The sequence below is a fragment of the Curtobacterium sp. 314Chir4.1 genome (genome assembly GCF_900215175.1).
In the GTDB taxonomy this organism is placed as follows: domain Bacteria; phylum Actinomycetota; class Actinomycetes; order Actinomycetales; family Microbacteriaceae; genus Curtobacterium; species Curtobacterium pusillum_A.
Genome location: NZ_OCMI01000001.1, coordinates 463357 through 484793 on the forward strand (window position 1 = coordinate 463357; position 21437 = coordinate 484793).

21 protein-coding genes are annotated in these 21437 nt (G+C 70.2%); 11 read left to right on the top strand and 10 right to left on the bottom strand.

Annotation, left to right across the window (positions count from 1 at the left end; translation table 11 throughout):
* Window positions 1–4 precede the first annotated feature (4 nt).
* Window positions 5–988, top strand: a complete 984-nt coding sequence (locus CRP27_RS02100; protein WP_097179098.1) for an AraC family transcriptional regulator — start codon at window positions 5–7, stop codon at window positions 986–988.
* Between the two features lie 66 nt (window positions 989–1054).
* Here the strand turns inward: CRP27_RS02100 and CRP27_RS18090 are convergent, their stop codons facing one another.
* Both CRP27_RS18090 and CRP27_RS02105 read right to left on the bottom strand, forming a co-directional pair.
* Window positions 1055–1198 (bottom strand): hypothetical protein, encoded by a 144-nt coding sequence (locus CRP27_RS18090; RefSeq protein ID WP_176505429.1) that lies wholly within the window; start codon window positions 1196–1198, stop codon window positions 1055–1057.
* 47 nt (window positions 1199–1245) lie between these two features.
* Window positions 1246–2466: a beta-ketoacyl synthase gene (locus CRP27_RS02105; protein ID WP_097179099.1), complete on the bottom strand. Its 1221-nt coding sequence runs from the start codon at window positions 2464–2466 to the stop codon at window positions 1246–1248.
* Between the two features lie 56 nt (window positions 2467–2522).
* Here CRP27_RS02105 and CRP27_RS02110 point away from each other — a divergent pair, with 56 nt between their 5' ends.
* Window positions 2523–3119, top strand: a complete 597-nt coding sequence (locus CRP27_RS02110) for a TetR/AcrR family transcriptional regulator C-terminal domain-containing protein (protein ID WP_097179100.1) — start codon at window positions 2523–2525, stop codon at window positions 3117–3119.
* Between the two features lie 108 nt (window positions 3120–3227).
* Here the strand turns inward: CRP27_RS02110 and dhaM are convergent, their stop codons facing one another.
* From dhaM to dhaK, 3 genes are read right to left on the bottom strand one after another with little or no spacing between them, the layout of a single operon-like run.
* A complete protein-coding gene (gene dhaM, locus CRP27_RS02115) occupies window positions 3228–3950 on the bottom strand; it encodes a dihydroxyacetone kinase phosphoryl donor subunit DhaM (RefSeq protein WP_097179101.1) in 723 nt (240 codons plus the stop codon).
* Window positions 3947–4573 (bottom strand): dihydroxyacetone kinase subunit DhaL, encoded by a 627-nt coding sequence (gene dhaL, locus CRP27_RS02120; RefSeq protein ID WP_097179102.1) that lies wholly within the window; start codon window positions 4571–4573, stop codon window positions 3947–3949. Before dhaL ends, dhaM begins: the two co-directional genes overlap by 4 nt.
* 32 nt (window positions 4574–4605) lie before the next feature.
* The gene (gene dhaK, locus CRP27_RS02125) at window positions 4606–5607 is read right to left on the bottom strand and encodes a dihydroxyacetone kinase subunit DhaK (RefSeq protein WP_097179103.1); all 1002 of its coding nucleotides are present in this window, start codon (window positions 5605–5607) and stop codon (window positions 4606–4608) included.
* Window positions 5608–5890: 283 nt separating this feature from the next.
* On the opposite strand from dhaK, the gene CRP27_RS02130 reads away from it, so the two are divergent.
* Window positions 5891–6616 carry an MIP/aquaporin family protein gene (locus CRP27_RS02130; protein ID WP_097179104.1) on the top strand — a complete coding sequence of 242 codons (726 nt, stop codon included), beginning with the start codon at window positions 5891–5893 and terminating at the stop codon, window positions 6614–6616.
* Between the two features lie 44 nt (window positions 6617–6660).
* Window positions 6661–8172: a glycerol kinase GlpK gene (glpK, locus tag CRP27_RS02135; RefSeq protein ID WP_097179105.1), complete on the top strand. Its 1512-nt coding sequence runs from the start codon at window positions 6661–6663 to the stop codon at window positions 8170–8172.
* A 96-nt stretch (window positions 8173–8268) separates the two neighbouring features.
* Here the strand turns inward: glpK and trpD are convergent, their stop codons facing one another.
* Window positions 8269–9324, bottom strand: coding sequence for an anthranilate phosphoribosyltransferase (gene trpD, locus CRP27_RS02140; protein ID WP_097179106.1), 1056 nt, complete (start codon window positions 9322–9324; stop codon window positions 8269–8271).
* Window positions 9325–9394: 70 nt separating this feature from the next.
* On the opposite strand from trpD, the gene CRP27_RS02145 reads away from it, so the two are divergent.
* The 5 genes from CRP27_RS02145 (at window position 9395) to CRP27_RS02165 (ending at window position 14787) form a co-directional block, all read left to right on the top strand.
* Entirely contained in the window at window positions 9395–10033 is a 639-nt protein-coding gene (locus CRP27_RS02145) for a heme-copper oxidase subunit III (protein ID WP_058727853.1), read from the top strand.
* A gap of 21 nt (window positions 10034–10054) precedes the next feature.
* The gene (locus CRP27_RS02150; protein ID WP_097179107.1) at window positions 10055–10864 is read left to right on the top strand and encodes a cytochrome c; all 810 of its coding nucleotides are present in this window, start codon (window positions 10055–10057) and stop codon (window positions 10862–10864) included.
* 33 nt (window positions 10865–10897) lie between these two features.
* Window positions 10898–11965, top strand: coding sequence for a ubiquinol-cytochrome c reductase iron-sulfur subunit (locus tag CRP27_RS02155; RefSeq protein WP_079236042.1), 1068 nt, complete (start codon window positions 10898–10900; stop codon window positions 11963–11965).
* On the top strand, window positions 11965–13650 hold the full coding sequence (locus CRP27_RS02160; RefSeq protein WP_097179108.1) for a ubiquinol-cytochrome c reductase cytochrome b subunit: 1686 nt from the start codon (window positions 11965–11967) through the stop codon (window positions 13648–13650). Before CRP27_RS02155 ends, CRP27_RS02160 begins: the two co-directional genes overlap by 1 nt.
* A 177-nt stretch (window positions 13651–13827) precedes the next feature.
* The gene (locus CRP27_RS02165; protein WP_097179109.1) at window positions 13828–14787 is read left to right on the top strand and encodes a phosphodiesterase; all 960 of its coding nucleotides are present in this window, start codon (window positions 13828–13830) and stop codon (window positions 14785–14787) included.
* A gap of 550 nt (window positions 14788–15337) precedes the next feature.
* Here the strand turns inward: CRP27_RS02165 and CRP27_RS02170 are convergent.
* The 4 genes from CRP27_RS02170 to CRP27_RS02185 all read right to left on the bottom strand — a co-directional run bounded on the left by CRP27_RS02170 (window position 15338) and on the right by CRP27_RS02185 (window position 19550).
* On the bottom strand, window positions 15338–16903 hold the full coding sequence (locus CRP27_RS02170; protein ID WP_097179110.1) for a stealth conserved region 3 domain-containing protein: 1566 nt from the start codon (window positions 16901–16903) through the stop codon (window positions 15338–15340).
* A 93-nt stretch (window positions 16904–16996) separates the two neighbouring features.
* Complete coding sequence (locus CRP27_RS02175) at window positions 16997–17437, bottom strand: DUF6804 family protein (RefSeq protein WP_176505430.1); 441 nt, start codon at window positions 17435–17437, stop codon at window positions 16997–16999.
* The gene (locus tag CRP27_RS02180) at window positions 17437–18021 is read right to left on the bottom strand and encodes a GDSL-type esterase/lipase family protein (protein WP_097179111.1); all 585 of its coding nucleotides are present in this window, start codon (window positions 18019–18021) and stop codon (window positions 17437–17439) included. The genes CRP27_RS02175 and CRP27_RS02180 overlap by 1 nt, the downstream gene beginning before the upstream one ends.
* Window positions 18018–19550: an SDR family oxidoreductase gene (locus tag CRP27_RS02185; protein WP_097179112.1), complete on the bottom strand. Its 1533-nt coding sequence runs from the start codon at window positions 19548–19550 to the stop codon at window positions 18018–18020. Before CRP27_RS02185 ends, CRP27_RS02180 begins: the two co-directional genes overlap by 4 nt.
* Window positions 19551–19592: 42 nt before the next feature.
* Here CRP27_RS02185 and deoC point away from each other — a divergent pair, with 42 nt between their 5' ends.
* Window positions 19593–20339, top strand: coding sequence for a deoxyribose-phosphate aldolase (deoC, locus tag CRP27_RS02190; protein WP_303622055.1), 747 nt, complete (start codon window positions 19593–19595; stop codon window positions 20337–20339).
* 122 nt (window positions 20340–20461) lie between these two features.
* Window positions 20462–21415 carry an ROK family protein gene (locus tag CRP27_RS02195; protein ID WP_097179113.1) on the top strand — a complete coding sequence of 318 codons (954 nt, stop codon included), beginning with the start codon at window positions 20462–20464 and terminating at the stop codon, window positions 21413–21415.
* Window positions 21416–21437: the final 22 nt, after the last annotated feature.

The window sequence follows — 21437 nt, forward strand, 5'->3', positions numbered from 1 at the left end:
CGCCATGATCGAGGGCACAGCGGACATGTTCGCGTCGCACCCGGTCGCGATGAGCACGACCGTGGACGAGGCCGCCGCGGTCCTGAGCGACGTGTTCCTGCCCGTGCAGGTCGACCCCACCGACGGCTCCTCCGACGTCAGCATGCACCTGAACGCGCTCACCCTCGGCCGGATCACCTTCGGGTACATGCGGTTCCGCGAAGCCGTGCGGATCCGGACCGCTGAGCCGGTCGAGTACCACCTCGACGTCCCGGTCCGCTCGATGATGACCGCCCGTGCCGACGGAGGCGCGCCGCTGCACGGGACCGCGCAGACCGCCGGTGTCTTCATGCCCGGCCGTTCGGTGGAGCTCGACTGCAGTGACTGGTTCGCGCAGGTCGCCGTGATGATCCCTCGCCGTGACCTGCAGACCGAGCTGGAGCGGTTGTTGGACGAACCGGTGTCGAGGCCGGTCGACTTCGACACCGCGTTCGACCTCGCGTCGGCCGGCGGTCGCGCGGTCTCACAGGCGCTCCGTCTCGTCGACGAGGGATCGCGACAGCCGAACGGCGCGCTCAGCCACCCGCTGGCGGTGCGCAGTCTCGAGCAGGTGTTCGTCCAGAGCCTCCTGCTCGGCCAGCCGCACAGCCACTCCGCGTCACTCGAGGCGCCCCGGGGGCGATCCGGTTCCCGTGCGGTGACCCGTGTGGTCGAGATGCTCCGCGACGACCCCGCGCGGCCGTGGACGGTCGGCGAATTCGCATCCGCGGTGTTCACGAGCGTTCGCAGCCTGCAGGAGGGCTTCCGCCGCAGCCTGGACACCACGCCGATGGCCTACCTCCGGAAGCTCCGGTTGGAACGGGCGCGTGAGGACCTCCTGGCCGCGGACCCGGACGACCGCACGGTGACGGAGGTCGCTACCCGGTGGGGGTTCCTGCACGTCAGCAGGTTCGCGTCCGCGTACGCCGCACGCTTCGGCGAGCTGCCCTCGGAGACCCTGCGGCGGTGACGGGACGGACAGCACGACGCGGTCGCGACAGGCCGATGACCGCGAAGACCGGCCAGGCGGAGGAGGCTACCGGGGGTCGGCCTCGGGCGGATCCGTCCGCCCCTGTTGCTCCTCCTGGGCCCGGAGTTCCTTGAGCTTGGTCCACGGGACGAAGCAGATCCACGCGACCGACGCGATCGCAGCCCCCATGATCATCGAACTCGTGTCCATGGGCCCGACGGTACCGAGACTCCCTCAATCTGTCCTGCGACCGACGATCACGCCGCCGTGAACACCAACGACGCGTTCTGCCCGCCGAACCCGAACGAGTTGTTGAGCGCCGCCCTGATCGGGGCCGTCCGCGCCGAACCGGACACCACGTCCAGCTCGATCGCCGGGTCCAGGTGCTCCAGGTTCAGCGTCGCCGGTACGACCCCGGTCTCGATGGCCCGGACGGCGAGGATCGACTCGACCGCGCCCGCGGCACCGAACATGTGCCCGATCGAGCTCTTCGGCGCGGTGACGAGCGCACCGGTGCCGACCGCTCGAGCGATGGCAGCGGCCTCGCCGACGTCCCCGACCGGCGTGCTGGTCGCGTGCGCGTTGACGTGGTCGATGTCCGCGCCGGTGAGCCCGGCCATCCGGATCGCCGCCGTCATCGCCCGCTCCTGTTCGCTGCCGTCGGCGAGCGGGGCGGTGATGTGGAACGCGTCGGAGGTGACGCCCCACCCGGCGAGCGTGGCATGCGACCGGTGCGACCGCGCGGCGGCGTGCGCTGCGCTCTCGAGGACGACGAACCCCGCGCCCTCCCCCAGCACGAACCCCCGGCGGGACGCGTCGAAGGGGCGTGAGAGCGTCGTCGGGTCGTCGTCGCCCGGCTTCGCGAGGGCCTGGGACTGTGCGAACGACGCCATCGTGACCGGGGTGACCGCGGCCTCGGTCCCACCGGCGATCACGACGTCGGCTTCACCCGTGACGATGAGCCGCGCGGCCATCGCGATCGCCTCGGCACCGGACGCGCACGCCGACACGGTCGTGTACGCACCGGCCCGTGCGCCGTACTCGATGCTGACCTGCGCAGCGGCCCCGTTGGCCATGAGCATCGGGACGGTGCGCGGGGACACCCGACGAGCCCCGGATGCACCGAGGACGTCGTGGGCGTCGAGGAGGGTCTCCACTCCCCCGATGCCGGTGCCGACGACCACCGCGAGCCGGTCGCCCTCGACGGCGGGAGCGCCGGCGTCCGCCCAGGCCTCCCCGGCGGCGACGAGCGCGAGCTGCTGACTGCGGTCGAGGCGGTTGGCGCGGACCCGGCCGAGTGCCGCGTCGGCGTCGAGTTCGGCGTCGGCGCCGACGAGGATCGGCACCTGCTCCCACAGCGCGCCGGTGCGTTCGAGGACGTGCACGCCGGAGCGCCCGGCGACGAGCGCGTCCCAGAGGGCGTCGACGCCGTGGCCGAACGGGGAGACCGCGCCGTAGCCGGTGATGGAGATGTCCACGGAAGACTCCTTCTTGTACGTTGAACAAGTGGAGTTGTACCACGTACAATTCGGCCATGGCAACCACCGACGGTCCAGGCACCCCGCGCGGCGCGGCGACCCGCGTCCGGATCCTCGCTGCGACCGCCGGCCTCCTGAGCGCCGGCGATCGAGCCGAGTCGACCGAGCACCGGTCGGTCACCGTCAGCGAGATCGCCCGCGCCGCCGGCGTCTACCCGAACCAGATCACGCACCACTTCGGCTCGAAGGACCGTCTCGTCCTCGACGCCGCCTTCGCGCTGTTCCTCCGTGACACGACGCGGTTGCAGGCTGCCGGCCGCCGTGCCACGAGCGCCGAGGTGTTCCGACAGGTCCTCGCCCGGACCGCCCTCGCGATGCCGTCGACCCCGCTCGTCGTCCGCGCGCTCGCGTCCGCCGGTGACGACGCCGACCAGCGCGATCGGGCGCGCCTGTTGCTGGCGGTCCTGTTCCGACAGTCGGAGCGCTACCTCGAACGGGTCGTCACCGAGCACGGCTGGACGAGCCGGAGCGGCGTCGGGAGGGACGCCCGGACGTTCTGGAGCGCGGTCTTCGGCGCGACCTTGCTCGCCGATGCCGGTGTGACCGGCGGCCCGTCCGACCTCGACCTCGCGGGTACCGTCTCGATCACCTGAGCGGGCGCTCGAGACTCGGCGTGAGCGACGACGCTCGCGCCCCGGAGCGCGAGATCGGTCGCCTCAGCCGAGACTCGGCCGGATCTCGCCGAGACTCGCCGCGCCGGGTCACTCGCCGAAGCCGGACCGGACGAGCGCGACGAGCGCGTCGACGGCCTCCTGCGCGCCGGGTCCCGACCCCTCGATCGTGACCGTCGCGCCCTTGGGCAGCGCCAGCGCCATGATCGCGAGCAGGCTCTTCGCGTCCACTCCGTTCACCCGGACCGACGCCTCGTACCGCGCCGCGGTCTTCACGAACTCCGCCGCGGGGCGGGCGTGCAGCCCGCTCTCGTTGACGAGCTCGACGCTCTCGGACGCGGCCACGTCGTCGACGGGGCCGGCCCCGTCAACCGGCACCGCGCCTCCAGGCTGCTCGTCGGACAGACTGGAGGGACGACCCGCGTCCGCCTCGGAGGCTGCGGCAGACGCGGCAGCGGCCAGGACCGCGTCGACGTCACCGCCGGTCTGCGCTGCGACGGCCGCGGCGACCGCGCCCTCCACCAGGGGAGCCTGTGAGACGTGCACCCGCGCGCGGGCGTCGTCGTCGAGGAAGTCGAGGGCCGTGTCGGTCGTCAGGTAGGCGGAGCCGAGGTCGCACAGGACGACCACGGCGTCGGCGCCGGAGAGTTCCTCGATGCCGGCGGTGATGGCCTCGAACGAGGTGCCGATGCCGCCGTCGTCGGTGCCACCGGCGGCGACGAGGGGGACGTCGGCCGCCATCTGGCGTGCGAGCTCGACGGTGCCGGTCGCGATCGCCGCGCTGTGCGAGACGATCAGGATGCCGACGGTCACGCTGCGTCCACGGCAGCGCGGAGGATGTAGACGGTGGACTGTGCACCCGGGTCGCGGTGTCCGACGGCACGCTCCCCGAGGTAGCTCGCACGGCCCTTGCGGGCGACGAGCGGGTCGGTCGACTCTGCGCCCGTGACGGCGGCGTCCGCGGCGGCGGCGAGCACCTGTTCGGGGCTGTCCCCGGCGGTGGCCGCAGCAGCGGCTGCGTCGACGGCAGGCGACCAGGCGTCGACCATGGTCTTGTCGCCGACGGCAGCCTTGCCGCGGGACACGACGCCGTCCCGGGCGGCGGTCAGCACGGCCACGAGCGTGTCGGCGTCGAGCTCCGTCGCGTCGCCGGCGGCCTGCGCGGCCTTGAGGTACGCCGTCCCGAAGAGCGGACCGGCGGCACCGCCCACGGTCGAGATGAGCTTCGTCGCGACCACCTTGAGCACGGCGCCGGGCGTGTCGAACGAACCGGTGTCGACGGCCTCGAGCACGGCACGGAACCCGCGGTCGAGGTTCTCACCGTGGTCCCCGTCGCCGATCTCACGGTCGAGCGTGACGAGCTCGGCCCGGTGCTCGTCGATCGTCGCGGCGGTGCGACGGACCCAGTCGATGGCCCATGCGGTGTCGAGCGCCAATTCGTGTTCCTTCCTGGATGGTGGGCGGTGGTTCAGCGTCCCCAGCGCAGTGCCGGGGTCTCCACCGGTGCGTCCCAGAGGGCGGTGAGTTCGTCGTCGAGCACCGTGACGGTGAGCGAGAACCCCTGCATCTCGAGGGATGTCACGTAGTCGCCGACCAGGCTACGCGCGACCTCGTACCCGCGGTCGGCGAGGACCTCGGCGGCGCGTCGGTAGGCGATGTACAGCTCGGAGAGCGGCGTGCCGCCCATGCCGTTCACGAGGAGCAGCAGCTTCGAGCCCACCGCGGGCTCGAGGTCGGTGAGGATCGGTTCGAGCACCCGGTCGACGAGCTGGTCGGCCGGTGCCATCGGGATGCGCTCGCGGCCCGGCTCGCCGTGGATGCCGATGCCGAGCTCGACCTCGTCGTCGGCGAGGGTGAAGGACGGTTCGCCGGCGTGCGGGACCGTGCCGGAGCTGAGCGCGAGGCCCATCGACCGCGTGACGTCGTTGACGTGCCGGGCGACCGCGGCGACGGCGTCGAGGTCGTCCCCGCGCTCGGCGGCGGCGCCCGCGCACTTCTCGACGACGACGGTCCCGGCCACGCCGCGGCGTCCGGCCGTGTAGAGCGAGTCCTGCACGGCGACGTCGTCGTCGACCACGACGGACTCGACGCGCACGTCGTCCATGCCGGCGAGCTCGGCGGCGGTCTCGAAGTTGAGCACGTCGCCGGTGTAGTTCTTCACGATGTGGAGCACGCCCGCTCCCCCGTCGACGGCCTTCGTCGCGGCGACGATCGGGTCGGGCGTCGGGCTGGTGAACACCGGGCCGGGGACCGCGGCGTCGAGCATGCCGTGGCCGACGAAGCCGGCGTGCAGGGGCTCGTGCCCGCTGCCGCCGCCGCTGACGATGCCGACCTTGCCCTGCACGGGGGCGTCCGCTCGGTGGAGGTGGATCGGGTCCTCGACCAGGACCACGTGTCCGGCGTGCGCCCGGGCGAACCCTCGGACGGTCTCGTCGACCACGTCGTGCGGGTCGTTGATGAGCTTCTTCATGCGGAGCCTCCACTGTCGTCTCTGACCGGGCCCAATCTACATCGGCCGGTCGTTCGGCCGTCGTGCACGTTCGTGCAGACGGGTCCCGGGCCGGGATGCGGCTGCGTGCCCGCGGGACGGTCGTACGCACACTGCGGATGCACGTTCGTGCACAATCGCGCACTTCCCTCACGAACGCATCGCCATTGGTTGAACGGCGTCACTATGCTCGGCCCCAATCACTCAACGGGGAGTGCCGGCGCAGCACCACCGGACCCCCACCCTCACGCACTGGAGGTCACCGATGGACGGCATCGGCGTCAATTTCCTCTCTGAGCTCGTCGGCACGGCGATGCTCATCATCCTGGGTGGCGGCGTCGTCGCCGCTGTCTCGCTGACGAAGTCCAAGGGCTTCGGAGCCGGCTTCCTCATGGTCACGTTCGGCTGGGGCTTCGCGGTCTTCGCCGGTGTCACCGTGTCGTACAGCTCCGGCGGTCAGCTCAACCCCGCGGTCAGCCTGGGGCTCGCGCTCCTCGGCAAGATCACCGTGGGCGAGATGTTCCTGTACTGGCTCGCCCAGCTCATCGGCGCGATCATCGGTGCGGTCATCGTCTGGCTCGCGTACAAGCAGCACTTCGACGAGGAGCCCGACGCGGCAGCGAAGCTCGGCGTCTTCTCCACCGGTCCGGCGATCCGCTCCTACGGCTGGAACCTCGTCACCGAGATCATCGGCACCTTCGTCCTCGTGTTCGTCGTGCTCGCCTTCACCAACGGCGGCACCCCGAAGGAGCTCGGCGCGGTTCCCGTCGCCTTCCTCGTGATCGCGATCGGTGTCAGCCTCGGTGGCCCCACCGGCTACGCCATCAACCCGGCCCGTGACCTCGGCCCGCGCATCGCGCACGCCTTCCTCCCGATCAAGGGCAAGGGGTCGAGCGACTGGGCCTACGCCTGGGTCCCCGTCGTCGGGCCGCTCATCGGCGGCGCCCTCGCGGCCGGAGCCTCGACCTTCCTGCTGCCGATCGCCTCCTGATCGACCGCACCACCCCAACCCGAGCACCAGCGTAAGGAGCACCAATGGCCGACTACATCGTCGCCATCGACCAGGGCACGACCTCGACCCGAGCGATCGTCTTCGACCACTCCGGCTCGATCGTGTCCGTGGGCCAGAAGGAACACGAGCAGATCTTCCCGCGAGCCGGATGGGTCGAGCACGACCCCGCCGAGATCTGGGACAACACCCGTGAGGTCATCGGCCAGGCACTGTCCCGCGCCGACATCACCCGCCACGACGTCGCGGCGGTCGGCATCACCAACCAGCGCGAGACCGCGGTGGTCTGGGACAAGAACACCGGCAAGCCCGTCTACAACGCGATCGTCTGGCAGGACACCCGCACGCAGTCGATCGTCGACAAGCTCGCCGACGGCGACACCGACCGGTACAAGTCCGTCGTGGGCCTCCCGCTCGCGACGTACTTCGCCGGCACGAAGATCGTCTGGATCCTCGAGAACGTCGAGGGTGCACGCGAGAAGGCCGAGGCGGGCGACCTGCTCTTCGGCACGACCGACACCTGGGTCCTCTGGAACCTGACCGGCGGTGTGGACGGCGGTGTCCACAAGACCGACGTCACGAACGCGTCCCGCACGCTCTTCATGGACCTCGAGACGCTCGAGTGGCGCGACGACATCCTCGCGGACTTCGGTGTGCCGAAGGCGATGCTGCCCGAGATCGTCAGCTCCTCCGAGGTCTACGGGCACGTCGAGTCCTCGAACCTTCTGCGCGAGGTGCCGATCGCCGGCATCCTCGGTGACCAGCAGGCCGCGACCTTCGGCCAGGCGGCGTTCGACCAGGGCGAGTCGAAGAACACCTACGGCACCGGCAACTTCCTCATCTTCAACACGGGCACGGATATCGTCCGCTCGGAGAACGGGCTGCTCACGACCGTCGGCTACAAGCTCGGCGACCAGGAGACGCACTACGCCCTCGAGGGGTCGATCGCCGTCACGGGCTCGCTCATCCAGTGGCTCCGCGACAACCTCGGGCTGATCGGCAGCGCCCCGGAGGTCGAGGCCCTCGCCAAGACCGTCGAGGACAACGGCGGCGTGTACTTCGTCCCGGCGTTCTCGGGTCTCTTCGCCCCGTACTGGCGCCCCGACGCCCGCGGCGCGATCGTCGGCCTCACCCGCTACGTCAACAAGGGCCACATCGCGCGTGCGGCCCTCGAGGCGACGGCGCTGCAGACCCGCGAGGTCCTCGACGCCGTGAACGCGGACTCCGGGGTGGACCTCACCGAGCTCAAGGTCGACGGCGGCATGACCGCCAACAACGAGCTCATGCAGTTCCAGGCCGACATCCTCAACGTGCCCGTGGTGCGTCCGGTGGTGGCCGAGACCACCGCGCTCGGCGCCGCCTACGCGGCGGGCCTGGCGGTCGGGTTCTGGGCGAACCTCGACGAGCTCCGTGCCAACTGGCAGGAGGACAAGCGCTGGGAGCCGCAGCTCGACGCGGCCGAGCGCGACCGCACGCTCCGCCTCTGGAAGAAGGCCGTCACGAAGACGTTCGACTGGGTCGACGAGGACGTCCAGTAGTCCTGTCCTGAGGTGACCGCCTGGAGGCGCGGTGCCGGTCCCACGGACCGGCACCGCGCCTCCGGTCAGTTGCGTCCGGGGCGGTTGCGGCTGCGCTCAGGAGGCGGGGGTCGCGCCCACCCAGTCGGCCAGCTTGCTGGCCGCGGCACCCGAGTCGATCGCGTCGGCTGCGACGACCAGCTGCTCGCGGAACCGCTGCAGGATCGGGCGGTCGACCTCGGCCGGGTCCTCCGCCAGGCGGAAGGACACCAGGCCGGCGGCGGCGTTGAGCAGGACGATGTCGCGGACCGCACCGGTCTCCCCCGCGAGGACGCGGTGCACCACGGCGGCGTTGTGCTCCGGGTCGCCGCCGAGCAGGTCCTCGATGCGTGCGCGGGCGATCCCGAGGTCGCGGGGGTCGAGGTCGTGTTCGGTGACCCGGCCGCCCGTCACCTCCCAGATGTGGCTGTGTCCGGTCGTCGTCAGCTCGTCGAGGCCGTCGTCACCGCGGAACACCAGCGCCGTCGCACCGCGGGTCTGGAACACGCCCGTGATGATCGGTACGAGCTCGAGCTGCGCCACGCCGACCGCGTTGGCCTCGCACCGTGCGGGGTTGACGAGCGGGCCGAGGAAGTTGAAGACCGTCGGCACGCCGATCTCGCGACGGACCGGACCGGCGTGCGCGAAACCGGGGTGGAACGCGCTCGCGAACGCGAAGGTGAGTCCGACACGCCGGAACGTGTCCGCGACACGCGCGGCGTCCATCGTGAGGTCGAGCCCGAGTGCGGCGAGCACGTCGCTCGAACCGGACTTCGAGGAGCTCGCCTTGTTGCCGTGCTTCACGACCGGGACCCCCGCGGCGGCGATCACGATGGCCGCCATGGTCGAGACGTTGACCGTGCCGACGACGTCGCCACCGGTGCCCACGATGTCGAGCGCCATCGGGTCGACGTCGAGCGGGACCGCGGCGTCGAGGATCGCGTCGCGGAAGCCGACGACCTCGTCGACGGTCTCGCCCTTCGCGCGGAGCGCGACGACGAACGCGGCGATCTGCGCATGGGTCGCCCGACCCTGCACGATCTCCTGCATGGCCCATGTGGACTGGCTGATCGTCAGGTCCTCGCGCGCCATGAGCGCGCTGATCACCGAAGGCCACGTGAGGTGCTCAGACATGACTCGATCGTAGTGAATTCGAGAGACCCGCCAGTCTCCTGCGAAAACACTGTCCGTGACTTCCGCCATAATGGAGGACGTGACTAGCACCCCTCTCTCCAGATCCGCCAGCGGTCCGGTCCTCAACAGGCCGAACGCCGTTGCCGTGGGGACGATCGTGTGGCTGGGCAGCGAGGTCATGTTCTTCGCCGGCCTGTTCGCGATCTACTTCACGTTGCGCAGCACCTCGCCCGAACTGTGGGCGACCGAGACCGCCAAGCTCGAGGTGCCCTTCGCCTCGGTGAACACGATCATCCTGGTGCTGTCCAGCTTCGCCTGCCAGTTCGCGGTGTTCGCCGCCGAGCGCTTCCAGGTGCACCGCACGAGCTGGAACCCGAAGGACTGGGGCATGACGGAGTGGTTCTTCGTCACGTACTGCATGGGCGCGATCTTCGTCTGCGGCCAGATCTTCGAGTACGCCAACCTCTGGCACGAGGGCGTGACGCTCTCCTCCAGCGCGTACGGCTCGGCGTTCTACATGACCACCGGCTTCCACGGCCTCCACGTCACCGGCGGCCTCATCGCCTTTCTGCTGACGCTCGGCCGCGGGTTCGCCGCCAAGAACTTCGGTCACAAGGAAGCGACCACCGCGATCGTCGTGTCGTACTACTGGCACTTCGTCGACGTCGTCTGGATCGGCCTCTTCGCCGTCATCTACCTTCTCAAGTAGGAACTGGATAGCCCCCACCGCATGTTCAACAGAACCAAGTCCAAGAAGGGCCGCCGTTCACCGATGGCGACCGTGTCGCTCATCGTCGTCGGTCTCATGACCACCGGCGGTGCGTACGCGCTGTTCAGCTCGACGGCGAACGCCGACGACAGCACGAGCACCGTGGCGGCGACGAGCCAGTCGAAGGTGAACGAGGGCCAGAAGCTCTTCGCCTCGAACTGCGCCACCTGCCACGGCCTCTCGGCGCAGGGCACCTCAGAGGGTCCGTCCCTCATCGGTGTCGGTGCCGCGTCGGTCGACTTCCAGGTGGGCACCGGCCGCATGCCGATGGCTGCCCAGGGTCCGCAGGCCGAAGAGAAGCCCGCGCAGTTCACCGACGACCAGATCGACGCCCTCGCCGAGTACGTCGCGTCGCTCGGCCCCGGCCCGTCGGTCCCGTCCGCCAGCCTCACCGACGGCTCGGACGGCAACGCGGCAGAGGGCGCCGAGCTCTTCCGCATCAACTGCGCGATGTGCCACAACGTGGCCGGTGCCGGTGGTGCGCTGACCGAGGGCAAGTACGCCCCGAACCTGCAGTCCGTGTCCGGCAAGCACATCTACGAGGCCATGGTCACTGGTCCGCAGAACATGCCGGTGTTCAACGACCTGAACCTCACGCCCCAGCAGAAGGCCGACATCATCACGTACCTCAAGTACGTGCAGGACAACAAGTCGCCCGGTGGGTTCGCCCTCGGCTCCCTCGGCCCGGTGGCAGAGGGTCTGTTCATCTGGATCTTCGGACTCGGCGCGGTCGTCGCGATGACCGTCTGGCTGACCGCGAAGTCCAACTGATCGTCCGTGTCGAACGACACTGAAGGGAACACCATGGCAGAGCACGACGACGAGGCACTGAACTCGTCCTCGGCTGTCGAGAAGCACGGCACGACCACGACGTCGGCCGGCACCGCGGTCCTGCCCGCGGAGCCGTTCGAGAACCCGGGCGAGCCGCCGCACCGCGCGCGCCGCACCGACGTCGACCCGAAGAAGCAGCGCCTGGCCGAGCGTCAGGTCGCCACGTTCTTCTACCTGTCGATCGTCGGCAGCGTCCTCGCGATCGCGGCGTACGTCGCCTTCCCGATCAGCGCCGACGACTTCGGCACGGTCCGCACCGCGAACCTCTTCCTCGGTCTCGCGATCGCCCTCGCGCTCCTGGCGCTCGGTCTCGGCGCGGTCTACTGGTCGAAGTCGCTCGTCGTCGACCGTGAGATCTCGGAGCTCCGCCACCCCACCCGTGGCACGGACGCGACCCGCGAGAAGGCCGTCGAGGCCTTCCAGCTCGCCGACAAGGAGTCGGGCTTCAGCCGTCGCAAGCTGATCCGCAACTCGATGATCGGTGCCCTCGCCGCGTTCCCGCTCCCCGGCATCGTCCTCGTGCGTGACCTCGCGCCCGCCGCCGACCCGAACGAGCTGCTCCGTCACACGTTCTGGAAGTCGGGCATGCGCCTGACGAAGGACCCGACCGGCCTCCCGATCAAGGCGTCCGACGTCACGATCGGCTCGGTCTTCCACGTCATCCCCGACGGGATGCTCGACTCGGAGCACATGCTCGAGGAGAAGGCCAAGGCCGCCGTCCTCCTCATGCGCCTCGACCCGAAGGACCTCAACCCCGCCAAGGGTCGCGAGAACTGGGGCTACGACGGCATCGTCGCGTACTCCAAGATCTGCACCCACGTCGGGTGCCCGGTCGCGCTCTACGAGCAGCAGACGCACCACCTGCTGTGCCCGTGCCACCAGTCGACCTTCGATGTCTCGAACAACTGCGACGTCATCTTCGGACCGGCCGCGCGCCCCCTCCCCCAACTTCCGATCGCGATCGACGACGACGGCTACCTGGTTGCGCAGAGCGACTTCCACGAGCCTGTCGGACCGTCCTTCTGGGAGCGTGAACGCTGATGAGCACCACCACCACGAACGCACCCGCGTCGGCCACCAAGCCGGCGCCGGAGCGCGGATCCCGCATCATCGGCGGGGTCGCCAACTACATCGACGAGCGAACCAGCATCTCGGGCCTCGTGAAGGAGGTCGGGCGCAAGATCTTCCCCGACCACTGGAGCTTCATGCTCGGCGAGGTCGCGCTGTACAGCTTCGTCGTCGTCCTGCTCTCCGGGACGTTCCTGACGTTCTTCTTCCAGGCGTCGATGGCCGAGGTCGTCTACAACGGCTCGTACGTCCCGCTCAAGGGCGTGGAGATGTCCACGGCGTTGCAGTCCACGCTGAACATCTCGTTCGACATCCGCGGCGGGCTCTTCGTCCGGCAGATCCACCACTGGGCGGCCCTGCTGTTCGTGGCCTCGATCATGCTGCACATGGCCCGCGTGTTCTTCACCGGCGCGTTCCGCAAGCCGCGTGAGCTCAACTGGGTGTTCGGCTTCCTCCTCTGGGTCCTGGCCATGGCCGAGGGCTTCACTGGCTACTCGCTCCCCGACGACCTGCTCTCCGGAAACGGTCTGCGGATCATCGTCGGCATGATCGAGGGCGTGCCGGTGATCGGCGTCTGGATCGCCTACCTGCTGTTCGGCGGCGAGTTCCCGGGTACCGACATCGTCGGCCGCCTCTACACGCTGCACATCCTGCTGCTGCCGGCGATCCTCGTCGCGGTGCTCGGCGTCCACCTCGTGCTGGTCGTCATCAACAAGCACACGCAGTTCGCCGGTCCCGGCAAGACGAACGAGAACGTCGTCGGCGTTCCGATCCTCCCCGCGTTCGCCGCGAAGGCCGGTGGGTTCTTCTTCATCGTCGCCGGCATCCTGGCCCTCATCGCGTCGCTGTTCACGATCAACCCGATCTGGAACTACGGCCCGTACGACCCGTCCCCCGTGTCCGCCGGTACCCAGCCCGACTGGTACATCGGCTTCGCGGACGGCGCGCTCCGACTGGTGCCCCCGCACTGGGAGGTCGTGTGGTTCGGCTACACGGTGTCGTTCAACATCCTCGCGCCGATCGCGGTGCTGGTGCTGCTCATCCTGGCGATCCTGCTCTACCCCTTCATCGAGGGCTGGGTCACCGGTGACAAGCGCGAGCACCACATCCTCGACCGTCCGCGCAACGCCCCGACCCGCACGGCGTTCGGCGCCGCCGGCATCACGCTCTACGCGAGCCTCTGGGCCGCTGCGTCGTCGGACATCATCGCGACCCACTTCCTGGTGTCGATCGAGCACGTGATCCACGTGATCCAGGCAACGACGGTCCTCGGTCCGTTCATCGCCTTCTGGATCACGAAGCGCGTGTGCATCGCCCTGCAGAAGAAGGACCGCGAGATCGTCCTGCACGGCTACGAGTCCGGTCGCATCGTGCGACTCCCGCACGGCGAGTACATCGAGGTGCACGAGCAGCTCGACGAGTACGAGCGCTGGAAGCTCCTGCAGTTCAACGAGTACAAGCCGCTGATGATCCGCCCGAACGCCAAGGGCAAGATCACCGGTGCGCAGAAGATCCGCGCCAGCATGTCGCGCTTCTTCTTCGAGGACCGCATCACGCCGGTCACGAAGGCCGAGCTCGAGGCAGCGCACGCCGCGCACCACGGTCCCGAGCTGGATGGTGGCGAGCACAACGCTCCCGCCGTCGGAGCCGGAAAGTAACACTCCTCGGCAAGAACGAACGAACCCCTCGTCCACTTCGTGGTCGGGGGGTTCGTTCGTTCGCCTCATCAACACGCCGTCCCACGTTCACGGGTGATTCACCGACACGTGCTGGATTCGTCCAGGACGGTGTGGCACTGTGTTGCACCACGCACCCGCCAACGGAATGAGACCCCGATGGACAGCCGGACGGCCGAACACCCCAGGCCGAACCACTTCCTCCTCCACCTCAGCGACACCCACCTCGTGGCGGGTGACGGCGACCTCTACGGGGACGTCGACTCGGCAGCACGGCTCGGTGAGATCGTCGCCGACATCGAGGCATCGGGCACCAGGCCCGAGGCGATCGTCGTCACCGGTGACGTGGCCGACAAGGGCGAACCGGGTGCCTACGCACGCATCCGCGACATCGTGCAGCCGGCCGCCGACCGCATCGGCGCGCAGGTGATCTGGGCGATGGGCAACCACGACGAGCGCGGTGCGTTCCGCCAGGAGCTCTTCGGCCTCCAGCCCACCGACCGCCCCGTGGACTTCGTCTACGACGTCAACGGCCTCCGCGTGATCACCCTGGACACGAGCGTCCCCGGGGCACACCACGGCGAGGTCTCCCCCGAGCAGCTCGACTGGCTCGCCGAGGTGCTGTCCGAAGCAGCGCCGCACGGCACGATCCTGGCGATGCACCACCCGCCGGTGCCGAGCGTGCAGGACCTCGCCGTGCTCGTGGAGCTCCGCGACCAGGACGCCCTGGCCGAGGTGGTCGAGGGCAGCGACGTCATCGCGATCATCGCCGGACACCTGCACTACTCGACGAGCGCGGTGTTCGCGGGTATCCCCGTGTCGGTCGCGAGCGCCACCTGCTACACGCAGGACCTCACCGAGTTCCAGGGCGGCACCCGGGGCCGCGACGGCGCCCAGGCGTTCAACCTGGTGCACGTCTACGGTCACAACGTGGTGCACTCCGTGGTGCCGATCGGGCACTACTCGACGGTCGGTCAGCCGGTCTCCGCCGTCGAGACCGAGGCACGGCTGGCTGCTGCCGGGATCACGATCGCCCCCGCGGTCGAGCCGGCGCCGGTCACCTCGAGCATCCCCGTGTTCACGCTCGACTCGGTGCCCGTCTCCCCCGTCCACCGCTGAGGCCGGGTGCGGTCGGCGTCTGACAGGTCGTTGCGCGTGCAAGGAACGACAACGCGGTCGTCGTTCGACAGGCGTCTTGTCGCTTGTTGCGCACGCAACAGTTGCGCGTGCATGGTGCGACGCCGTGGTCGTCGTTCGACAGGCGCTTCGTCGCTTGCTGCACGAGCAACGACCCGCGCGTCCGCACACACCCGAGCCGGGTCGTCGCGCGTGCAAGAAACGACAACGCGGCCGTCGTACGACAGGCGTCGTGTCGCTTGCTGCACGAGCAACGACCCGCGCGGCGCAGACACCCGAGCCGGGTCGTTGCGCGTGCAAGAGACGACAACGCGCTCGTCGTTCGACAGGCGTCGTGTCGTCCGTTGCACCCGCAACAGTTGCGCGTGCATGCTGCGACAACACGGCCGTCGTTCGACAGGCGTCTTGTCGCTCGCTGCACGCGCAACAACCGACGCGCACGCCCACACACACCCGCCGCACGCCCGCACCAGCGCACACCCACACACCGGCCCGGAGGCGCGCAGCGGCCCCGCCCCGCGCCCCCAGGCCGTCAGACGGTCGCGTCGCCCGTGTCCCGCTCCCACGGCGCGGGGAACGGGAAGTACTTCTCGAGGAAGTCCGTCACGCGCCGGGTGCGCTCCTCGTCGCTGACCTCCGGGAAGCTGCCGTCGTTGAGGCAGAAGAAGTCGACGTTCCGCTTCTTGAGGAGTTCGTCGAGCGCTCGGAGTCCGGACTGCATCGTCGTGTCGATGTACCGCACCGGAGCGTTCTCCTGCACGATCGCCCGGCCGGTGAGCAGCGAGTAGTAGTGGTACAGCGAGTTCGTCACTGAGATGTTCTCGGCAGCACGGAAGCGGGACGCGGCGGTCGCGCGGAACTCGTCCGCGAACTCGTGCTCCATCTCGGTCATGATCGAGGCGCGCAAGGGCGTCGGTGCGTGCTCGAGGTGCCGGGTGGTCACCGCACCGAACCGCTGCTGCAGGAGCCGGCGGTTGACCCGGGCGGAGTTCTCGAACCCACTGCGGGCCGGGTTGTTCGAGCCCAGGCCGATGCGGGTCGTCGCGAGGATGAACTTCGTCACCGAACCCGGGCTGAAGAACACCGAGGGGTCGACCGAGCGCCCGAAGAACATGTCGTCGTTCGAGTAGATGAAGTGCTCGCTGATGCCCGGGATGTGGTGCAGCTGCGACTCGACGGCCTGCGAGTTGTGCGTCGGCAGCACGGACGGGTCCGCGAAGAACTCCTCCGACCGGACGATCCGCACCTTCGGATGGTCGGCGAGCCAGGCCGGCGCGGGTGAGTCTGTCGCGATGTAGATCTGCCGGATCCACGGGGCGAAGGTGTGCACCGATCGCAGTGCGTACTTGAGCTCGTCGATCTGCCGGAAGCGGGCGGGGGCGTCGTCGCCCTCCCCCAGCACGGCACCGGACTGCGCGGCCTGTCGTGCGCGCTGGTACTCGATGGCGTTGCCGTCGACCCAGGAGAAGACGATGTCGATCGGGAAGCGGATGTCGGAGACGTGGTCGTCGAACATGTGCTCGACGGTGCGCCAGGTCCGGCCGTACCGCTCGATGTCGACGAGGACGAACTCGTCGACCGGAAGGCTCCGGCGCATCAGGGCGTTCTCGACGGGCGCGAGGACCTCGGTGTCGGTCACCCGCCAGAACTCGAGCTGCACGCTCGTCTCGGCGCCGTAGCGCAGACGGCCGAGGGGTTCGACGCGCGGTCGGAAGACCCGCAGGACGGGTTCGTCCACCGACGCGAGACCGTCGTCGATGACGAGGACGGCCGGCTTGCCCGGGGGCTTCGCGTACAGGGGCTCGTTCGCGGCGGCGGCCATCACGGCGCTCTCCGCGCGTTGACGGTCGCGTTCGTCCAGGGCGATGACCGGGCGCTGGTCGTTGCCGCGGATGAGCAGGTGGTCGACGTCACCGGCGGTGAGGGCGTCGTCGAGGAACAGGAGGTCCTCGATCATCGACTGCTGCGGCGTCAGGTGTCCGTTGACGAGCGTCAGCCGACCCTTCCGCACCACGACGTCAGGTCGGTCGAGACCGCCGGAGGACGGTCGAGGGTTCAGCAGAGGACTCTCGGTCACCGGCTCGGTCTCGTTGCTCATCCATGCCCTTCGGGTCGATCGGTCGGGCCGTGCGCCCGACTCGTCGATCCTACCGTCCGCGCGGACGCTCGGTCCGCTCGTCGGTCGCCTTCGCTACGGCCTGGAGGCGCGGGTCGGCTCCGCCTCGCGCGGCACCTTCACGACGATGCCGACGACGACGAACAGTGCTGCGGCGACGATCTGCAGCGCCGCCCAGACCTCGCCGGGGATCGGCACGACGGCGATCGGGTTCCAGCAGACGGCGACGGCCGCCATGACGGCTGCGGCCCACCACGTCCGGCCGCGGACCGCGAAGACCAGGACGATCAGGGCGATCACGGCGACACCCCAGCGCGCGAACACGAACGCCGACGAGTCGATGACGGCGACGCAGGCGAGCAGGAGCATCGCGGCGATGAGCGACGGGGCGAGCGCGGGCCGGGTGAACGGCGGCGCCTCCTTCTTCCCCGGGGTCTTCGGCGTGCTCGTCGCGGTCGAGGCGGGTACGCCCTGCAGTGACGAACCCGCGGCGGGCCGCCCCTTGCGAGCTGCCATCAGGCGGTGGCCCCGTCGAGGTCGATGGCCTGGATCGACCGCGACATCGGCGGGAGACCGCGCACCCGCTCGAGCGCCGGGACGAGTTCGGCGACGTAGGCGCGGTAGCCCTCCTCGGTGAGGTGCAGGCCGTCCTCGGTGAACCGCTCGTCGAGGTGGTCGCCGTCGGCGAGGGCCGGCCACGCGTCGAGGTACTGGGCGTGGCACGTGGCGACGAACTGCCGGAGGTGCCGGTTCGCCTCCTCGATCTTCGCCGTGTAGTCGGCCTGCCGTGGCAGGATCGACACGAGCAGGAGCCGCACGCCCGGGAGTTCGCGGCGGAGCGTGACGAGGACGGACTCCACGCCGCGCACCACGTGTTCGACGCTCGCGCGGTGGTTGCCGAAGTCGTTCGTGCCGATGAGCAGGACGATCACCTCGGGCTGCTCCGCGATGACGGCGTCGAGTCGCGCGAGGACGCCGTCGGTGGTGTCGCCGCCGATGCCCTGGTTGATCGTCCGCTCGTCGGGGAGCCAGGCGTCCCAGGACCCCTGCTCCGTGATGCTGTCGCCCAGGAACAGGACGCCGGTGTGTTCCGCGCTCATGCTGCCTCCTCGTGTGCCGGTTCCGGCTTCCCATTCTGCTGGGTCCAGTTCCGCCCCGTCGACTCGGTGTGCTCGGACTCGCGTTCCGCCGCGGCGGAGATGCGCTCGACCATGCCGGGGAAGATCACCCCGTGGAACGGCAGGATCGAGTACCAGTACAGGCGTCCGGCGAGTCCCTGCGGGAAGTAGATCGCCCGCTGGTGGTAGTCGCTGCCGCCGTCGTCGGCCGGGGTCACGGTCATCTCGAGCCAGGCACGGCCGGGTGACTTGAACTCCGCGCGGAGCCGCAGGTAGCGGCCACGCTCGAGCCGCTCGACGCGCCACCAGTCGAGCGCGTCGCCCTGCTCCAGGCGCTGCGGGTCACGACGGCCCCGGTTCAGTCCGACTCCCCCGGCGATCTTGTCCATCCAGCCGCGGGCCACCCACGCGAGTGGGAACGAGTACCAGCCGTTCTCGCCGCCGATGGACTCGACGACGCGCCAGACGTCCTCGGCGCTGGCGGCCGAGTGCCGTCGGCGGTCGTCGACGTAGACGGTGTGCCCGGCCCAGTCGGGGTCGCTCGGCAGCGGGTCGGCCGAGGTCGCCGCGAGCGTGGCGTTGCGCCAGCTGGTCTGCACCTCGCCCTTCCGCATCTTCGTCAGGGCCAGCCGGACGGCGCGGCGGTACGACGTCAGTCCACCCTCGGGCCGGGGCACCACCTCGTCGATGTCGTGCTCGCGCTGGACGCACTCGAACTGCAGCGACTCGATGATCGGCTTCGCGAGCTTGCGCGGGATCGGTGTCACCAGGTTGAACCAGTGCGCGGCCAGGCCCGGGGTCAGGACGGGCAGCACCGAGATCGGGCGCTGGGGCAGCTTCGCCTCGACGGCGTACCCGTTCAGCATCTGGCCGTAGCGGAGGACGTCCGGTCCGCCGATGTCGAACGTCCGGTTCACGTCGGCCGGGATCGTGAGCGCCTCGACCAGGTAGTACAGGACGTCGCGGACGGCGATCGGCTGGATGTGGTTGCGGACCCAGCGCGGCGCGGGCATCCACGGCAGGACGTCGGTCACGTGCCGGATCATCTCGAACGACGTGCTGCCGGACCCGATGACGACACCCGCCTGGTACGCGATGGTCGGGACGCCGGAGTGCAGCAGGACGTCACCGACCTCCTTGCGGCTGCGGAGGTGCTTCGACAGCTCGCCGTCCGGGTGGAGCCCACCGAGGTACACGAACCGTCGGACGCCGGCCGCCTTCGCCTCGCGCGCCATGGTCTCGGCGGCCTGGCGTTCGGCCCGTTCGAAGTCGCCGTCGGCACCCATGGCGTGGGCGAGGTAGTAGACGGCTTCGACGCCGTCGACCGCGGCGCGGACGGCTTCGGCGTCCTGCAGGTCGCCCTCGGCGACCTCGACGTCGTCGCGCCAGGGAACGTCCTGCAGCTTGCGGGGGTTGCGGACGAACACCCGGACGGTGTGGCCGGCTTCGAGGAGGCGGGGGACGAGGCGGCCACCGATGTAGCCGGTGGCGCCGGTGACGAGGACGTGCATGCGTCGCACGGTACGCGGCTCGGCTCCGGGTAGGCTTGCCGGGTGGACAATGCAGCGTTCCCCACCGGGCCCGAACAGATCAGCGCCGATGTCGTCCGTGGTCTCATCGACCACGCGATCCTCAAGCCCGAGCTGACCCGATCGGACGTCGACGCCCAGCTCGACGAGGCCGCCGCGTACCGCGTCTTCAGCGTGTGCGTGCGCCCGAGCGACGTCGCCCACGCGGTCGCCCGGCTCACCGGCACCGGTGTCGGCGTCGGGACGGTCATCGGCTTCCCGCACGGCACCACCTCGACCGAGGCCAAGGTCGCCGAGTCGCTGCAGGCACTGGCCGACGGCGCCTTCGAGCTCGACATGGTCCAGAACATCGGCGCCGCCAAGTCCGGTGACTGGGACCGCGTCGAGGCCGACGTCCGCGCCGTGGTCGACGCCGCCGGCAGCACCGTCGTCAAGGTCATCCTCGAGACCGCGTTCCTCACCGACGACGAGATCGTCGCGGCCTCCCGTGCCGCGCAGTCCGGCGGCGCCGCGTTCGTGAAGACCTCCACCGGGTTCGCCGGCGGCGGCGCGACCGCGGAGCACATCGCCCTCATGCGGGCGACGGTCGGCAGCGACACCGGCGTGAAGGCCTCGGGTGGCGTCCGTGGTCTCGACACCCTGCTCGAGATGGTCGAGGCGGGTGCGAACCGCATCGGCACGAGCGCCTCCGCACGCATCCTCGACGAGGTCGCGCACCGCGCGGAGACGGGCGCGGCCTCCGCGCTCGGCGACGACACCGCGTCCTACTGACCCACGGGGCCCGCGCCCCGCACCACCCGGACCGACCCACCACGACGGGGCCGGCGCCCACCGGACGCGACGACGCGTCCGCGACCGGCACCGTGCCTCCAGACCGCCGCATCGGAGCGAGCATGTCCACCACCGCACCGCAGTCCGCCCCCCTGGCCCTCGCCGTCGACCTCGGCGGCACGAAGGTCGAAGCCGCGCTCGTCACCGACGCCGGCGTCGTCCTGCCCGCCACCCGGTTCCGGAGCCCCACCGGGCCCGGGCGCACCTCGGACGAGCTGCAGGCCGCGGTGGACGAGGTCGTCACCGCCGCCCTCGCAGCCGTGCCGGCGGACGCGGTCCTGGTGGGCGTCGGGATCGGTTCCGCCGGCCCGGTCGACGAAGAGCACGGCCTCGTGTCACCGCTGAACATGCCGGTGTGGCGTGGCTACCCCCTCCGCGACCGTGTGGCGGCCCACGTCCCCGCCGGCGTTCCCGTGACCCTGCGGATGGACGGCCTGGCGATCACGCTCGCCGAGCACTGGGTCGGTGCCGCGCAGGGTTCCGACCACGTCATGGGCATGATCGTCTCGACGGGCGTCGGCGGCGGCCTGATCCTGCACGGCCGGACCGTCAGCGGACCCACCGGCAACGCCGGACACATCGGCCACGTGGAGTGCGGCGGGTTCGACGACCCCTGCGCCTGTGGTGGCACCGGCTGCCTCGAGGCGATCGCCAGCGGCCCGAAGACCGTCGCCTGGGCCCAGCGTCAGGGCTTCGCCGGGTCCACCGGCGAGGAGTTGTCGGCGGCCTACGCGGCCGGGGACGAGATCGCGGTCGCTGCCGTCAAGCGGAGCGGGCGTGCGCTCGGGCAGGCCATCGCCGCCGCCACGAGCCTGGTCGACCTCGAGGTGGTCGCGATCGGCGGCGGGTTCTCGCACGTCACACCCGACCTGTTCGAGTACGCGCGCGAGGCCGTTGCCGAGCGCGTCGAGTTCGGCTTCGTGACGAAGGTCCGGATCGTGCCCACCGGGCTGTCGCAGGACGGCCCGCTCATCGGTGCCGCCGCCCTCGTGCACCGCGCCGACGTGCTGCGCTGACGTCCAGCGGCCGTGCGGGGCC

Coding starts and splice junctions, on each gene's coding strand:
- CRP27_RS02195 (WP_097179113.1), top strand. CDS start 20,462: ATGTCCACCACCGCACCGCAGTCCGCCCCCCTGGCCCTCGCCGTCGAC.
- CRP27_RS02175 (WP_176505430.1), bottom strand. CDS start 17,437: ATGGCAGCTCGCAAGGGGCGGCCCGCCGCGGGTTCGTCACTGCAGGGC.
- CRP27_RS02150 (WP_097179107.1), top strand. CDS start 10,055: ATGTTCAACAGAACCAAGTCCAAGAAGGGCCGCCGTTCACCGATGGCG.
- CRP27_RS18090 (WP_176505429.1), bottom strand. CDS start 1,198: ATGGACACGAGTTCGATGATCATGGGGGCTGCGATCGCGTCGGTCGCG.
- CRP27_RS02160 (WP_097179108.1), top strand. CDS start 11,965: ATGAGCACCACCACCACGAACGCACCCGCGTCGGCCACCAAGCCGGCG.
- trpD (WP_097179106.1), bottom strand. CDS start 9,324: ATGTCTGAGCACCTCACGTGGCCTTCGGTGATCAGCGCGCTCATGGCG.
- CRP27_RS02180 (WP_097179111.1), bottom strand. CDS start 18,021: ATGAGCGCGGAACACACCGGCGTCCTGTTCCTGGGCGACAGCATCACG.
- CRP27_RS02100 (WP_097179098.1), top strand. CDS start 5: ATGATCGAGGGCACAGCGGACATGTTCGCGTCGCACCCGGTCGCGATG.
- glpK (WP_097179105.1), top strand. CDS start 6,661: ATGGCCGACTACATCGTCGCCATCGACCAGGGCACGACCTCGACCCGA.
- CRP27_RS02170 (WP_097179110.1), bottom strand. CDS start 16,903: ATGAGCAACGAGACCGAGCCGGTGACCGAGAGTCCTCTGCTGAACCCT.
- dhaK (WP_097179103.1), bottom strand. CDS start 5,607: ATGAAGAAGCTCATCAACGACCCGCACGACGTGGTCGACGAGACCGTC.
- CRP27_RS02185 (WP_097179112.1), bottom strand. CDS start 19,550: ATGCACGTCCTCGTCACCGGCGCCACCGGCTACATCGGTGGCCGCCTC.
- CRP27_RS02155 (WP_079236042.1), top strand. CDS start 10,898: ATGGCAGAGCACGACGACGAGGCACTGAACTCGTCCTCGGCTGTCGAG.
- CRP27_RS02145 (WP_058727853.1), top strand. CDS start 9,395: ATGGAGGACGTGACTAGCACCCCTCTCTCCAGATCCGCCAGCGGTCCG.
- CRP27_RS02130 (WP_097179104.1), top strand. CDS start 5,891: ATGGACGGCATCGGCGTCAATTTCCTCTCTGAGCTCGTCGGCACGGCG.
- CRP27_RS02110 (WP_097179100.1), top strand. CDS start 2,523: ATGGCAACCACCGACGGTCCAGGCACCCCGCGCGGCGCGGCGACCCGC.
- CRP27_RS02165 (WP_097179109.1), top strand. CDS start 13,828: ATGGACAGCCGGACGGCCGAACACCCCAGGCCGAACCACTTCCTCCTC.